Source organism: Pseudooceanicola endophyticus, from assembly GCF_018760365.1.
GTDB classification, from domain to species: Bacteria; Pseudomonadota; Alphaproteobacteria; order Rhodobacterales; family Rhodobacteraceae; genus Pseudooceanicola; species Pseudooceanicola endophyticus.
The window spans coordinates 39325-52464 of record NZ_JAHIAB010000004.1 but is presented as its reverse complement, the minus strand read 5'-3'; the positions used below and the strand labels follow the sequence as shown (position 1 = coordinate 52464).

The following is a 13140-nucleotide window of genomic DNA, read 5'->3' as shown; positions in this document are numbered from 1 at the left end:
CGAGGGTGCCCTCTGCGGCGGCAATGCCAGCCTCCCCGCTGTTCAGTCGGGAGGTCTGGACGGGGGCCATGCCCCCATCCGTCATTCTGCGGCGATGGCGCCCTGGCCCTTGAGGTCGGCGATCATCGCGGCGGCGCAGTCGCGCCCGTCGCGGATCGCCCAGACCACCAGCGAGGCCCCGCGCACGATGTCGCCCACCGCGTAGACGCCATCGAGGCTGGTGCGGCCCGAGCCGAATTCGGCGCGGATGGTGCCCCAGCGGGTCACTTCCAGGCCGTCGGTGTCCCAGAGCTTGGGCAGGTCCTCGGGCTCGAAGCCGAGCGCCTTGATGACCAGGTCGGCATCTTCCGCGTAATCGGAACCTTCGATGACTTCCGGCGCGCGACGGCCCGAGGCATCGGGCTGACCCAGGCGCATCTTCTGCACCATGGCCTGGGCGACGGCGCCCTCCTCGGTGGTGGCGAAGCCCACGGGGTTGGACAGCCAGACGAATTCGACGCCCTCTTCCTCGGCGTTCTTCACCTCGCGCTGCGAGCCCGGCATGTTGGCGCGGTCGCGGCGATAGAGGCACTTCACCGACGTCGCGCCCTGGCGGATCGCGGTGCGCACGCAGTCCATGGCGGTATCGCCACCGCCGACCACGACGACCTTCTTGCCCTTGGCGTTCAGCTCGCCGCTTTCGTATTCGGCCACTTCGTCGCCGAAGTTCGACACCTTGTTGTTGACGGTCAGGTAGTCGATGGCGCGCACGATGCCGCTGGCGGTGGCATTCGGGCCGGTCAGGTCGCGGGTCTTGTAGACGCCGGTGGCGATCAGAACCGCGTCATGCTTGCCGCGGATCGCATCGAAGGACAGGTCCTCACCGACGGTGCAGTTCAGCACGAATTCGACGCCCATTTCCTCAAGCTGCTGGCAGCGGCGCATGACCACGTCCTTCTCCAGCTTGAAGCCGGGGATGCCGTAGGTCAGCAGGCCGCCGGCACGGTCGTAACGGTCGTAGACGGTGACCTGGAAGCCCTCGCGGCGCAGCATGTCGGCCGCCGCCAGGCCACCGGGGCCGGCGCCGATGATGCCGATGCTTTCCTCGCGCTCCACCTCGGGCTTCTGGGCCTTCACCCAGCCGTTCTCCCAGGCGGTATCCGTGATGTATTTCTCGACCGCGCCGATGGTGACGGTGCCGTGACCGGACTGTTCGATGACGCAGTTGCCCTCACAGAGGCGGTCCTGCGGGCAAATGCGGCCGCAGATCTCGGGGAAGGTGTTCGTCGCCTGGCTGATCGCATAGGCTTCTTCCAGCCGGCCGGTGGCGGTCAGGCGCAGCCAATCGGGGATGTTGTTGTGCAGCGGGCAGTGGCTCTGGCAATACGGAACACCGCACTGGGAGCAGCGCGAGGCCTGCTCCTCCGCCTTCTGGGCCGCGAATTCCGCGTAGATTTCGTCGTAATCCTTGGCACGAAGGCTGGCGTCACGCTTTTCGGGCATGTCGCGGCCTACGGTCACGAATTTCAGCATCGGTTGCTTCGCCACGGCCTAGCTCCTTTTCGATACACTTGTCCCGCCACTGTCGAAGGCCTTCTAAATCAAGTTCGCCCCCAATAAAAGTCAGAAGAGCTGACCTAATATGCCACTTTATCTTCCGGAGCCGTGTTTGATATCAATTCAGGACCCAAATTAAGGTACCATACCGGACCTATTTAACATCAAGCCCCTTGTTTTCAAGCGTTCCACACAACGCCATTTTCACGCAACGGATGCCTCATGCCCCTACTTCACCTTCTCATTCTTGCCATCATCCAGGGCATAACCGAGTTCCTGCCGATCTCTTCCTCCGGCCACCTGATTCTGCTGCCCGCCCTGACCGGGGCCGAGGACCAGGGACAGATTCTTGATGTCGCCGTCCATGTCGGCACGCTGCTGGCCGTGATGATCTACTTCTGGAAGGATGTCGGCCATGCCATCGCCGGCCTGCCCCGCCTCAGCTGCGGCAAGGCCGACACCCCCGGATCGCGGCTGGCGCTGCTGCTGATCGTCGCGACGATTCCCGGCATCATCTTCGGCCTGTTCCTGGCCATCACCGGCATCGACGACATGCTGCGCTCTGTCGCCGTCATCGGCTGGACGATGCTGATCTTCGGCCTGGTGCTGTACTGGGCCGACCGGCGCGGCGACAGCGGCCGCCCCGCCGAGGACTGGACCATGAAGGATGCGATCATCCTCGGCTTCTGGCAGGCGGTCGCGCTGATTCCCGGCACCTCGCGCTCGGGCATCACGATCACCGGGGCGCTGTTCGCCGGCTTCGAACGCCAGGCGGCGGCCAAGATCTCCATGCTGATGTCGATCCCGATGATCATCGCGGCGGCGGCCTACGAATTCGGCGACGTCATGGCCAGCGCCAACATGCAGGCGCTGCGCGACGGCGCCATCGCGGCGCTCTTCGCCTTCCTCTCGGCGCTGGTGGCGCTGGTGCTGATGATGCGCCTGCTGCGCTCGGTCAGCTTCACCCCCTACGTGATCTACCGCGTCATCCTGGGCGTGATCCTGCTGGGCTACGCCTATCTGTTCGGCGCCCCCGAGCTCTGAGTCCCCAAAACGAAAAGGCCCCGGCCGCAGGACCGGGGCCTTTTCACATCCCGCAACCGGGATCCTACATGTGCAGATTGCGCGCCGAGGCCCTGAGCGCGGCATATTGCCCGTCGGGCCGGAAGCGCCAGAGGTAGTCGGGCAGCACGCTCTCGACCGAGAGCGGCTGGAAGCCCAGATCGGCAAAGCCCTTCTCCCGACCGCTGACGACGCTGTCGGTGCCCAGCTGACGCAGCTGGTCACGGGTCAGGGTCGTGTTGGCGAAGGTGCCCGCGGTCAGACTGTCGATGCCGTCCAGCGCCGAGGCCATGATGGCCGCAACAAAGCGCGGCAGACCGATGATCGGACGGCGGCGCTGGATCACCTCCAGCATTTCCTGCATCAGCTCGCGGAAGGTATGGGCATCGGGGCCGCCCAGCTCATAGAGCCCGCCCTCGGCCTGGCCGGTCAGGTAAAGCTCTGCCGCGCAGGCCACGTCATCCACGTAGACCGGCTGGAACTTCGTCCCGCCCGAGACGATGGGCAGGCAGAAGCCGTTGCGCGCCATCTCCGCGAAGCGGTTGTAGAACTTGTCCTCGGGCCCGAAGATCACCGAGGGGCGCAGGATCATCGCACCGGGCTGGGCGGCCAGCACAGCGGCCTCGCCCTCGGCCTTGGAGCGGGCATAGCGGCTGGGGCCCTCGGCATCGGCGCCAAGCGCCGAGAGGTGCACCATGGCGGTGATTCCCTCTTCGGCGGCGATCCGGGCGATCCGCCCCGCCCCGAGAGTCTGCACCGCCTCGACATTGTTCTTGCCGCCGGTGGCAAAGGTGCCGACGCAGTTCACCACCGCCGAGGCGCCCTGGGTGACGGCCCGCACCGAAGCGTCATCGCGGATGTTGCAGAACACCGGCTCGACCTGACCGACGACGCCGTAGGTGCGCACGAAGCCCGCCTCGTTCGGGCGCCGCACGGCGACCCGCACCCGCCAGCCCTGCTTTGCCATGCGCCGCGCGATATAGCGGCCAACGAAACCCGAGCCGCCGAAAATGGTGACAAGCTTGGACGGGGACGAAAGGGACATGAGCGACCTCCGGCTGACGTTTCCCCTATGTAACTACCCCTCCCCCCGGCCTCCGGCAAGGCGTTCGACAAATTGCCGCTAGGTCGCCGGAAGAAACGCAAAAAAGGCCGTTGACGCCCCCTGCGCACATCCGTATATCCGCCCTCACGACACCGGCCCAGGTGGCGGAATGGTAGACGCGCTAGCTTCAGGTGCTAGTGTTCGCAAGGACGTGGAGGTTCGAGTCCTCTCCTGGGCACCATTACCTAAGAGCTCCGAAGCCCCCGCGGTTTCGGAGCTCTTTCGTTTTCGCCCCCACCGCACCCTCAGGGCGCGCCCTGCCGCTTCATCTTTCCCAAAATATGCCGGACCGACATCTGTGTTGCGCGGGACATTGACGCCCCCCGCGCAGACCCGTATATCCGCCCTCACGACACCGGCCCAGGTGGCGGAATGGTAGACGCGCTAGCTTCAGGTGCTAGTGTTCGCAAGGACGTGGAGGTTCGAGTCCTCTCCTGGGCACCATTACCCGAAAGGCTCCGAAACCACGGCGGTTTCGGAGCCTTTTCGTTTCGCCCCCGCGCTTCGGAGCGGGCAGCCGGGAGGGGCTCTGCCCCCGTCTCCTGCGGAGACTCCCCCGAGGTATTTCGAACAAGAAAATGCAAGGGCGCGCCGCGGGAAGTCCCGGGCGCGCCCCTGTGTTTCATCTTTCCGTAAATACGGCCTGCCCGACAGCGGGGCCGGGCGGGCCGCTGCCGGATCAGCCGAAGACGCGGGTCAGGGCCACGTCGATCGAGTCGGCGATCTGGTCGATGTCATCGGGGGTGGCGATCAGCGCCGGCGACAGGCAGAGCGTGTTGTTGAAGCCCGGCAGGGAACGGTTGGTCACGCCGATCATCACGCCCTGGGCACCGCATTCCGCAACGACCTTCTGGGCGAGAGCCTCGGCCACGGGCTCCTTGGTGGCGCGGTCCGCGACCAGTTCCGCGCCGCAGAACAGGCCCTTGCCGCGCACGTCCCCGACGACCGCGTGCTTTTCCTTCAGCTCTTCGAGGCGCAGCATCAGGCGTTCCCCCATGGCAAGGGTGTTGCCCAGCAGGTTCTCGTCCTCGATGATGCGCATGTTCTCCATCGCGGCCGCGGGACCCGCAGTGCAGCCGCCGAAAGTCGAGATGTCGCGGAAGTAGCTCATCGGGTCGGCGGCATCGTCCTTGAACATGTTGAAGACCTCTTCGGTCGTCACCAGGCAGGCGATGGCGGCATAGCCGGAGGCCACGCCCTTGGCCATGGTCACCATGTCGGGCTTGATGCCGTAGTTCTGGTAGCCGAACCAGGTGCCGGTGCGCCCGAGGCCGCAGACGACCTCGTCGATATGCAGCAGGATGTCGTACTTCTTGCAGATCTCCTGCACCCGCTCCCAGTAGCCGGGGGGCGGGGTGATGACGCCGCCGCCGGCGGTGACGGGTTCAAGGCAGAGGGCGCCGACGGTCTCGGGGCCCTCGCGCAGGATGACCTCCTCGATCGCATCGGCGGCACGCTTGCCGTAGGCCTCTCCGCTCAGGTCCCACTGGGCGCGGTATTCCAGGCAGTGCGGCACCTCGACGAAGCCCGGGGCGAAGGGGCCGTACTGTTCGGCGCGCTGCGGCTGACCGCAGGCCGAAAGCGTGCCGATGGTGGTGCCGTGGTAATCGCGCTCGCGGAACAGGATCTTGTGCTTCTTGCCGCCGTAGCGCTTGTGGGCGATCTGGCGGACCATCTTGAAGGCCTTCTCGTTCGCCTCCGAGCCCGAGTTGTTGTAGTAGACGCGGGTCATGCCCGGCATCTTCTCGATCAGCTTCTCGGCGAACTGGGCGCCGGGAATGGTGCCGGCGGCACCGGCGAAATAGGGCAGCTTGATCAGCTGGTCGCGCACCACGTTGGCGATGCTTTCGCGACCGTAGCCGACGTTCACCGTCCAGACCCCGCCCGAGACGGCATCGAGGAACTTCTTGCCGGTGGCATCCCAGACGTGGATGCCCTTGCCCTCGACGATGATGCGGGGGTCGCTGGTCTCGAAGGCCTTGTGCTGGGTCAGGTGGTGCCAGACATGGGCCTTGTCGGCTTCGATGATGCCGGTGATGTCGTTGTCATGCATGGAAGTGCTCCGGGAACGTCTTGTTGCGCCAAGAAGGGCCCGCAAGGCCGTCCTCTTCTAGGTCCAGAATCGTCAAATCGATAGAGCCAGATGCGGAAACCCCGGGAAAGCACCGGAATCGGCAGTATTCCGGGCACCGCGCCTGCCGCAAGGATAACAGAGCCTGCCCGGATTTGCATCCACCCCGCCAAGTCACTAAGTGCAGAACAGCCGAGCCGAGGAACGCCCCCCGTGACAAACCATCTTTACCAGAACGACCTGCCTGACGGGCTGAACCTGGGTCCGGTCGTGGCCATCGACTGCGAGACGATGGGGCTCAATCCGCAGCGCGACCGGCTTTGCGTGGTGCAGATGTCGGGCGGCGATGGCGATGCCCATATCGTGCAGATCGCCAGGGGCCAGAGCGCGGCGCCGAACCTGTGCCGGATGCTGGAGGATCCAGCAGTTCTGAAGCTGTTCCACTATGGCCGCTTCGACATTGCCGCGATGTACAATGCCTTCGGCGCCCTGGCCGCCCCGGTCTGGTGCACCAAGATCGCCAGCCGTCTGGTGCGCACCTACACCGACCGGCACGGTCTGCGGAACCTGACCCATGAGCTGCTGGCCGTCGACATCTCCAAGCAACAGCAGATGAGCGACTGGGGCGCGGAAAAGCTGACCGCCGCGCAGCTCGACTATGCCGCCTCGGACGTGCTGCACCTGCACCGCCTGCGCGCCGTGCTGGCCGAACGCCTGGAGCGCGAGGGCCGCACCGAGATCGCCCAGGCCTGCTTCGATTTCCTGCCGACCCGTGCGAAACTGGACCTCGCGGGCTGGCCCGACACCGATATCTTCGCGCATTCCTGAGGCATCCCATGGCGCTGAGCGAAAGGTCCTATTCGAGGGTCGTCTCCCTCCTCAAGGTTGCCCTGCCGCTGGCGGCCGTCGCCCTGCTGTCCACCGTCTTCCTGGTGTCGCGCGGGCAGGTCAGCGACCCCCAGATCCCCTATTCCCAGGTCGACCTGAAGGATATCGCCAGCCGCGAGGGGATCACCCGGCCAAGTTTCGCCGGTGCCACCCAGAGCGGCGACATGATCGCCATCACCGCCGATGAGGCCACCCCCGACGGCAGCCGCAGCTTTGCCGCCAGCGGCCTGAAGGCGCAGCTGGATCTGGTGGGCGGCAGCACCGTGAAGATGAGCGCCGCGCGCGGCGTGATCGACCAGGGCCAGAGCCTGACACGGCTGGAGGGCGGCGTCGCCTTCTCTTCCTCGCTGGGCTACACGCTGACCACGGAGGGGCTGTCGACCGCGATGAAGTCGCTGGATGTCGAAAGCCTCGGGCCGGTCAGCGGCACCGCCCCCGCCGGAACGCTGACAGCCGGCCACATGAGCCTGCACAAGGCCAAGACCGGCACCGACAGCTATTTGCTTTTTACCGATGGGGTTGAACTGGTATACGACCCCAGGACAACTCGGGAGTGATGCCCTTGAGCGCTCAGACATATCGACGGTTCACCGGCCTGCTGGCCGCGGCGCTCCTGCTGACCTCTGCGGGACTGGCGATGGCCCAGGGCACCTCGCTGGCCTTCGGCCAGGGCAAGGGCGACCGCAACGCGCCGATCCACATCCAGTCCGAGACGCTCTCGGTCAGCCAGAAGGACGGCACGGCAGTGTTCGAGGGCAAGGTGGTGATCCAGCAGGACACGCTGAAGCTTTCCGCCGCGCAGGTGCAGGTGAAATACGACGACGCCGGCTCTGCCATCGAGAGCCTTCAGGCCACCGGCGGGGTGACCCTGGTCAGCGGCACCGATTCCGCCGAGGCCGAGACCGCCGACTACCAGGTCACCAGCGGCAAGATCGCCATGTCGGGCTCCGTTCTGCTGGTCAGCGGCCCCAATACCATCGCCGCCGACCGCATGGATCTGGACGTGACCAGCGGCCAGGCCCAGATGCAGGGCAACGTGCGCACCGTGCTGCGCCAGCAGGGGGACAAGTAAGCGATGTCCCCCGACCTCAGCGTCACCGAAGGCAGCCGCGGGCTGCGCATCACCGGGCTGCGCAAGGCCTACAAGAAGCGCGTGGTGATCACCGACGTGTCGATCTCTCTCGATCAGGGAGAGGTGGTGGCGCTGCTGGGGCCGAACGGCTCGGGCAAGACGACCAGTTTCTATTCGATCGCCGGACTGGTGATTCCCGAGGGCGGCAAGGTGATGCTGGACGGAATCGACGTGACCGGCCTGCCGATGTACCGCCGCGCCAAGCTGGGCATCGGCTACCTGCCGCAGGAAATGTCGATCTTCCGTGGCATGAACGTCGAGGACAACATCGCGGCGATTCTCGACATCACCCATTCTGACCCGCACAAGCGGCGGGAGCGGCTGGAAGAGCTGCTCTCGGAATTCTCGATCGAACACCTGCGCCGCGCCCCCGCGCTGGCGCTCTCGGGCGGGGAACGCCGCCGGGTCGAGATCGCCCGCTGCCTGGCCGCCGATCCGAAATACCTCCTGCTGGACGAGCCCTTTGCCGGGGTCGACCCGATCTCGGTCGCGGATATCCGCCACCTGGTCGCGGATCTGAAGACCCGCGGCATCGGTGTGCTGATCACCGATCACAACGTCCGGGAAACGCTCGAAATCGTCGACCGCGCCTATATCCTGCACGACGGCAAGGTGCTGATGTCGGGCACCCCCGACGAGGTGGTGCGCAACGACAACGTGCGCCGCGTCTACCTGGGCGACAGCTTCCGAATCTCCTGACCTGCGCCAAAGGGTCACGTTCGCGCCAGCGCGGCGTCAGCGCAGGGCCCCCGAGGCCCCGCCCGCAAAGGGCCTGCGCCCTCACGCCCGGGCGGCGGCGAAATGCCGTGGCAAGCATGCGACCGCGAAGGCGTTGACAGCCCGCCACGATTCCCGCTCAAATGGATATATGACAGTTTCGCGTCGCCCCTATGAACATGTCTCGGGCCGCCTTTGCGGCACCAAGGCGTTCTGCCGGCGCGAACGGTCATTTTTCCGCAGCATTCGAACCTGAAGCGCACCGGCGCCCCTGCGCCGGCCTGCGCCCGAATTGTCATGAGAGGAGACGGAATGCGCACTCAGATCACCGGAAAACAGATCGACATCGGCGAAGCCCTGCAATCCCACGTCCGCCAGGGCCTGGAAACCGCAGTGTCGAAATATGCCGGCCGCCCGACCGACGGCAGCGTCACCTTTTCCAAGAGCGCACATGAATTCATCTGCGAAGCCACCGTGCACCTCAGTACCGGGCTGACCGCCCAGGCCAAGGCGAAGTCGACCGAAATCTATGCCGCCTTCGATGGCTGCTGTGAGAAGATGGAGAAACAACTCCGGCGCTACAAACGCCGCCTGAAAGACCACTATAAGGAGAAGGTAGAGCCGGTTGAACTCCTCGGGGCATCCACCTATATCCTCGCATCGGAGCAGGACGATGCGGACTCGGAACCCGAGAGCTTGCAGCCCGTCATCGTTGCGGAAATGGAAACCCAGATTCCGTCCCTGTCTGTCGGCGAGGCCGTCATGCACATGGAGCTTGCAGGGGCGCCGGTTCTGGTCTTCCGGAACGAAAAGAAAGATGGGCTGAACGTGGTCTATCGGCGGGACGACGGCAACATCGGCTGGATCGACCCGAGGAATTGAGGACCGGGAGCCCGTCTGACGGGTCCCGAAGCAGGGATACGAAAGACGGCATGAAACTGTCTCAGATTCTCAAGCCGGAGGCGATCAAGGTCATCGCCTCCGCGTCCAGCAAGAAGCGCCTGCTTCAGGACATCGGGGAACTGGCCCAGTCCGCCTACGGGCTGGACCAGTCGCTGGTGGTCGAGGCGCTGCAGGAGCGCGAGAACCTGGGACCGACCGGCGTCGGCCACGGCGTCGCCCTGCCCCATGCCCGACTCGAGGGCATGGACCAGGTGCTGGGCGCCTTCATCGCTCTGGAAAAGCCTGTGGATTTCGCCGCCATCGACCGCCAGCCGGTCGACGTGATCTTCGCGCTCTTCGCGCCCGAGAACGCCGGGGTCGAACATCTGAAGGCCCTCGCGCTGGTGTCGCGTAGCCTTAGAAATCAAGCGCTTTGCAAGAAGCTGCGCTCCAACAGCGACCCCGCGACGCTCTATGCGATCCTGACCTCGGACCAGGACATGCAGGCCGCCTGAGCCTTCTGGACAACCCTGCGGACCGATTCGGCCCGCAGCCCTCTTCATCTTTCCGAAAATATGGCGGGGGAGTCTCCGCAGGAGACGGGGGCAGAGCCCCCGGCCCGGTCTCCCTCTCTCAGCCCGGCCAGCGCCCGAATCCGAAGGCCAGCATGTCGCGCTGGCAGATCTCCTCGACCCGGGCGATGATCTCCGGCTCCAGCACCGCCTCCAGCGGCACCGGCGGGCGCCACGCCGTCACCGGCAGGGGCACCGCCTGCCCGCCCAGCCGCTGCGCCAGGGCCGGCAGCATCTCCGGCAGCTCCTCTTCGCGCAGCACCAGATCCGGGCTCAGCACCGGCGCCATCCCTTCCAGCACGGCCGCCTGGCTGGCCCAGTGGGCATCGATCCGCAGCCCGGTCTGCCCCGCCAGATTGGCCTTGAGAAACTCCAGAAAGTCCCGGAACAGCGCCCGATGCGCCTCTGCCCCGTAACCGGGCCCAAGGCTGTCTGGCAGCTTCATCCCGAATCTGTTGACCAGAATGCGCCGCATCTCGGGCAGGTGCCCCGGCCCGGGATCTAGGATCTTGCGGCAGAACACCTCGTGCAGGCGCGGCAGCGGGTGGCGGATCACCGTGAAACTGCGATGGCCCGGGTGCCCCGCCTGCCAGTCCCGCAGGCGCCGGCGGTTGAAGTCCCGCTCCACCGCGCCGCCTTCGACCGCTTCCAGCCAGGCGGCAAGATCGACCTCCGTCCCCCCGGGCACCGGCAGGAACAGCAGCGGCACCCGCCGTCCGCCGATGAAGCCCGGGACCCTCGGCCCGCGCCCAGGCTCGAAATCCGGCACCCGGTCCAGACCGAAGGGGTCCAGACGCGCCAGCGCCGCGCGCATCTCCTCCGGATTCTCGACCTTGTCCTCCAGCGGACCGGGGTTCTGCACCTTCAGGCTGTCGTCCAGCGCCCCGCGCCGTTCCTGCACGCCAAGGAAGGCGGCCAGCCCGTTGATCACCTCCAGCGCGCGCAGGTCCTCGTAATCCAGCCAGAAGGCAGCCTGGCCGCTGTCCTGAAGCCGGCGCAGCAGCCGCAGGCGGAACTGCTTCATGCCCTCCCAAAAACGCAGGAATTCTTCCGGATCGAAGCGGATGCGCTGCTGGCGCCGCCGCCGCACATCGGTCAGCTTCCACTGGTCGGTGGCCCGGGCGATCTTCCAGCTCACGTAGCTGTCGAGCGGATTGCGCCCCAGCACGATCTTGGCACAGCGCGGATCGGCGATCAGCGCCTCGGGCACCCGTGCGTCATGGTCGTGGAAAAAGCGAAACCCGTTCAGCCCCGGCGCCGCGCGCAGCGCCGCCAGCATCCGCCCCGGATCGGCATCGCGTACAGCCCTGGAGATCCCCAGGCAGTCGCTGCGGTTCGGGTAGCCGACGAAATGCGGATTGAAGACCTCTCCGTGGCAGGTCACCCCGGCAAAGGCATTCAGGTTCGTCTCGAGAAAATTCGAGCCGGTGCGCATGTCGGCAAACAGGATGAAGCAATCGAACCGGGGCATGGGCACTACTGCCGCACCAGATAGGGCCGCGCCTGCTGCGGCGGAGGCTGCGGCTCTGTCCCGGTCGGGAAGTCACCGACCAGGAAGGGGTGCATGCCATTGTTCTTCAGGGTCTGCAGGAACTGCGGGAACCCCTCGAGCGAGACCAGGGTCGGCGCCTCGGCCAGCGGGGCGGCCTTGCGCGGCCCGATCACCTCGATCGCGCTCTGCAACGGCACCATCGGCGCGCGGATGAAATGCGCCATGCTCCAGACCATCACCCGCGCCCGCGCATAGGGCGAGCGCAGCGCCTCCAGGAAGGCGCTCTCCTGCTTCTGGAGGCGCGCGGCCTCGGCCCTGACCTCTGCGAAGCCCAGTTCGGAGCGGCTGAGCGGCACCGCCCAGGCACCGGTGATCACCGAGACATGGGCGTTGGGATCCTTGGCGATATCCCAGATCAGCGCCTGGTTGGCCCAGGCAGAGAACTGGAAGACCTGGCGTTCGCCACGGGTGTTCCAGATCAGGTTGGTCAGGAAATCGCGCGGCGCGTAGTCCCGCAGCACCGCATCGGACAGCAACCCGCCGTTGAGGATCTGCTGCCCGCCGGCGAAGGCGGCATCGCCCGGCCCGAACAGGTGGCCATGCACCCGGGCGGTGGCATGACGTTCCAGCCAGGGCACGAAATCCTCGAAAACCTCGGTGAAGCCCTGGAAGACCGAGTAGCGCCCGGCGGTCAGCCCGTTGTCCCAGCCCTCGTTCGGGTAGCGGCTCTGCATGTAAAGGCCGGTGCGCCCCCGCGTCCGGAGGCCCGAAGCCTTTTCGAAGATCCGGTCGATCTTGCCGGGATTGGGCTCGGCCCGCTTCATCGCGCCCTGGCCGTCGGTCAGGAAGGCCCGGTACAGCTTGCCGGCACGCGGCCAGATCTTGCGGGCGACGAAACAGTCCGAACGCCGCAGCAGCTGCAGGTGATCGTCGTAGAAGATGTGCGGCTTGCCCTGGAAATCGAACTTCGACAGCGTCAGGGACCGGCTTTCCAGCTGCCGGGACCAGCGCCGTGCCAGGGTCTGGAAATAGCTTTCGTCGGGGATCCAGACCTTTCGGAAATAGCGGTCGTAGGCCCGGCGGTTCGGATCCTCGAGGATCGCCGAGAGAGTCCGGCGGGTCAGGCACCACCACTGGCTGCCCATATGCGGCACGATGCCGGGCGGGAGGCGGCGACTGAAGCCCACCCGCCGTTGCAGCCGCACATAGCCGTCGAACAGCCTCCGGTGCCGTTTCCACGAAAACGGGAAGCGCAGCAGGAAGCGTTCGCGATCCAGCCCGCCGACCGGCCAGGTCACGTCCTCGGTGGTGGCGCTTTCGATGAAATCGGTCATCGGGCGGGCGGCCAGGTAGTTCACCAGCTCCTGCACGGGGCGCAGCGGCAGGCAGGACCCCGAGGTCAGGAAGACATGGCCGATGTCGGGATGGGCGCGCAGCAGCCGTTCGCTGGCATCCTGGGTGGCCGCGACCAGCCCCCAGGTGCCCCATTCGCAGCGGTAGCGGCGGGCAAAGCTGATCCCGGGATCATCGGCCACCGCCCGCTGGAGGCGGCCATATTGCCGGTCGGGCACGCGGGCATCGCAATGGATCACCACCGGGCAGCCCCCTGCGCTCCAGTGCCGGGCCACCTGCTCGGCCCGGCCCAGGGCCGTGTGAACCAACATCACGATGCCGACCGTCACC

General features: G+C 66.2%; 12 protein-coding genes and 2 tRNA genes. 9 read left to right on the top strand and 5 right to left on the bottom strand.

Annotated elements, in window-relative coordinates:
* Nucleotides 1-81: 81 nt before the first annotated feature.
* Nucleotides 82-1527, bottom strand: a complete 1446-nt coding sequence (locus tag KM176_RS08585) for an NAD(P)-dependent oxidoreductase (protein ID WP_160891193.1) — start codon at nucleotides 1525-1527, stop codon at nucleotides 82-84.
* Nucleotides 1528-1758: 231 nt separating this feature from the next.
* Here KM176_RS08585 and KM176_RS08580 point away from each other — a divergent pair, with 231 nt between their 5' ends.
* Nucleotides 1759-2580 carry an undecaprenyl-diphosphate phosphatase gene (locus tag KM176_RS08580; protein WP_160891194.1) on the top strand — a complete coding sequence of 274 codons (822 nt, stop codon included), beginning with the start codon at nucleotides 1759-1761 and terminating at the stop codon, nucleotides 2578-2580.
* Between the two features lie 64 nt (nucleotides 2581-2644).
* Here KM176_RS08580 and KM176_RS08575 read toward each other — a convergent pair whose 3' ends face one another.
* A complete protein-coding gene (locus KM176_RS08575; RefSeq protein WP_160891195.1) occupies nucleotides 2645-3643 on the bottom strand; it encodes a complex I NDUFA9 subunit family protein in 999 nt (332 codons plus the stop codon).
* 155 nt (nucleotides 3644-3798) lie between these two features.
* On the opposite strand from KM176_RS08575, the gene KM176_RS08570 reads away from it, so the two are divergent.
* Together KM176_RS08570 and KM176_RS08565 are read left to right on the top strand one after the other, a co-directional pair.
* Nucleotides 3799-3884, top strand: a tRNA-Leu gene (locus tag KM176_RS08570).
* 177 nt (nucleotides 3885-4061) lie between these two features.
* Nucleotides 4062-4147 (top strand) — tRNA-Leu (locus KM176_RS08565).
* Nucleotides 4148-4382: 235 nt separating this feature from the next.
* On the opposite strand, the gene KM176_RS08560 is transcribed toward KM176_RS08565, so the two are convergent.
* Nucleotides 4383-5756, bottom strand: coding sequence for an aminotransferase family protein (locus KM176_RS08560; protein ID WP_160891196.1), 1374 nt, complete (start codon nucleotides 5754-5756; stop codon nucleotides 4383-4385).
* A gap of 231 nt (nucleotides 5757-5987) precedes the next feature.
* Between KM176_RS08560 and KM176_RS08555 the strand changes: the two genes are divergently transcribed.
* From KM176_RS08555 to KM176_RS08530, 6 genes are all read left to right on the top strand, one after another.
* Entirely contained in the window at nucleotides 5988-6602 is a 615-nt protein-coding gene (locus KM176_RS08555; RefSeq protein ID WP_160891197.1) for a ribonuclease D, read from the top strand.
* 8 nt (nucleotides 6603-6610) lie between these two features.
* Nucleotides 6611-7219 (top strand): hypothetical protein, encoded by a 609-nt coding sequence (locus tag KM176_RS08550; RefSeq protein ID WP_160891198.1) that lies wholly within the window; start codon nucleotides 6611-6613, stop codon nucleotides 7217-7219.
* A gap of 5 nt (nucleotides 7220-7224) precedes the next feature.
* Nucleotides 7225-7734, top strand: coding sequence for an LptA/OstA family protein (locus tag KM176_RS08545; protein ID WP_160891199.1), 510 nt, complete (start codon nucleotides 7225-7227; stop codon nucleotides 7732-7734).
* A 3-nt stretch (nucleotides 7735-7737) separates the two neighbouring features.
* Nucleotides 7738-8493 carry an LPS export ABC transporter ATP-binding protein gene (gene lptB, locus KM176_RS08540; protein WP_160891200.1) on the top strand — a complete coding sequence of 252 codons (756 nt, stop codon included), beginning with the start codon at nucleotides 7738-7740 and terminating at the stop codon, nucleotides 8491-8493.
* Between the two features lie 330 nt (nucleotides 8494-8823).
* Entirely contained in the window at nucleotides 8824-9393 is a 570-nt protein-coding gene (hpf, locus tag KM176_RS08535; RefSeq protein ID WP_160891201.1) for a ribosome hibernation-promoting factor, HPF/YfiA family, read from the top strand.
* 50 nt (nucleotides 9394-9443) lie between these two features.
* Nucleotides 9444-9908 carry a PTS sugar transporter subunit IIA gene (locus tag KM176_RS08530; protein WP_160891202.1) on the top strand — a complete coding sequence of 155 codons (465 nt, stop codon included), beginning with the start codon at nucleotides 9444-9446 and terminating at the stop codon, nucleotides 9906-9908.
* Between the two features lie 118 nt (nucleotides 9909-10026).
* Here KM176_RS08530 and KM176_RS08525 read toward each other — a convergent pair whose 3' ends face one another.
* Nucleotides 10027-11436, bottom strand: coding sequence for a sulfotransferase domain-containing protein (locus KM176_RS08525; RefSeq protein ID WP_160891203.1), 1410 nt, complete (start codon nucleotides 11434-11436; stop codon nucleotides 10027-10029).
* A gap of 5 nt (nucleotides 11437-11441) precedes the next feature.
* Nucleotides 11442-13139, bottom strand: coding sequence for a beta-1,6-N-acetylglucosaminyltransferase (locus tag KM176_RS08520; protein WP_215558772.1), 1698 nt, complete (start codon nucleotides 13137-13139; stop codon nucleotides 11442-11444).
* Nucleotide 13140: the final 1 nt, after the last annotated feature.

Bases quoted from the DNA above. Each gene is read 5' to 3' on its own strand.
- KM176_RS08580 (WP_160891194.1), top strand. From the start codon at position 1,759: ATGCCCCTACTTCACCTTCTCATTCTTGCCATCATCCAGGGCATAACC.
- KM176_RS08575 (WP_160891195.1), bottom strand. From the start codon at position 3,643: ATGTCCCTTTCGTCCCCGTCCAAGCTTGTCACCATTTTCGGCGGCTCG.
- KM176_RS08560 (WP_160891196.1), bottom strand. From the start codon at position 5,756: ATGCATGACAACGACATCACCGGCATCATCGAAGCCGACAAGGCCCAT.
- KM176_RS08550 (WP_160891198.1), top strand. From the start codon at position 6,611: ATGGCGCTGAGCGAAAGGTCCTATTCGAGGGTCGTCTCCCTCCTCAAG.
- lptB (WP_160891200.1), top strand. From the start codon at position 7,738: ATGTCCCCCGACCTCAGCGTCACCGAAGGCAGCCGCGGGCTGCGCATC.
- hpf (WP_160891201.1), top strand. From the start codon at position 8,824: ATGCGCACTCAGATCACCGGAAAACAGATCGACATCGGCGAAGCCCTG.
- KM176_RS08530 (WP_160891202.1), top strand. From the start codon at position 9,444: ATGAAACTGTCTCAGATTCTCAAGCCGGAGGCGATCAAGGTCATCGCC.
- KM176_RS08525 (WP_160891203.1), bottom strand. From the start codon at position 11,436: ATGCCCCGGTTCGATTGCTTCATCCTGTTTGCCGACATGCGCACCGGC.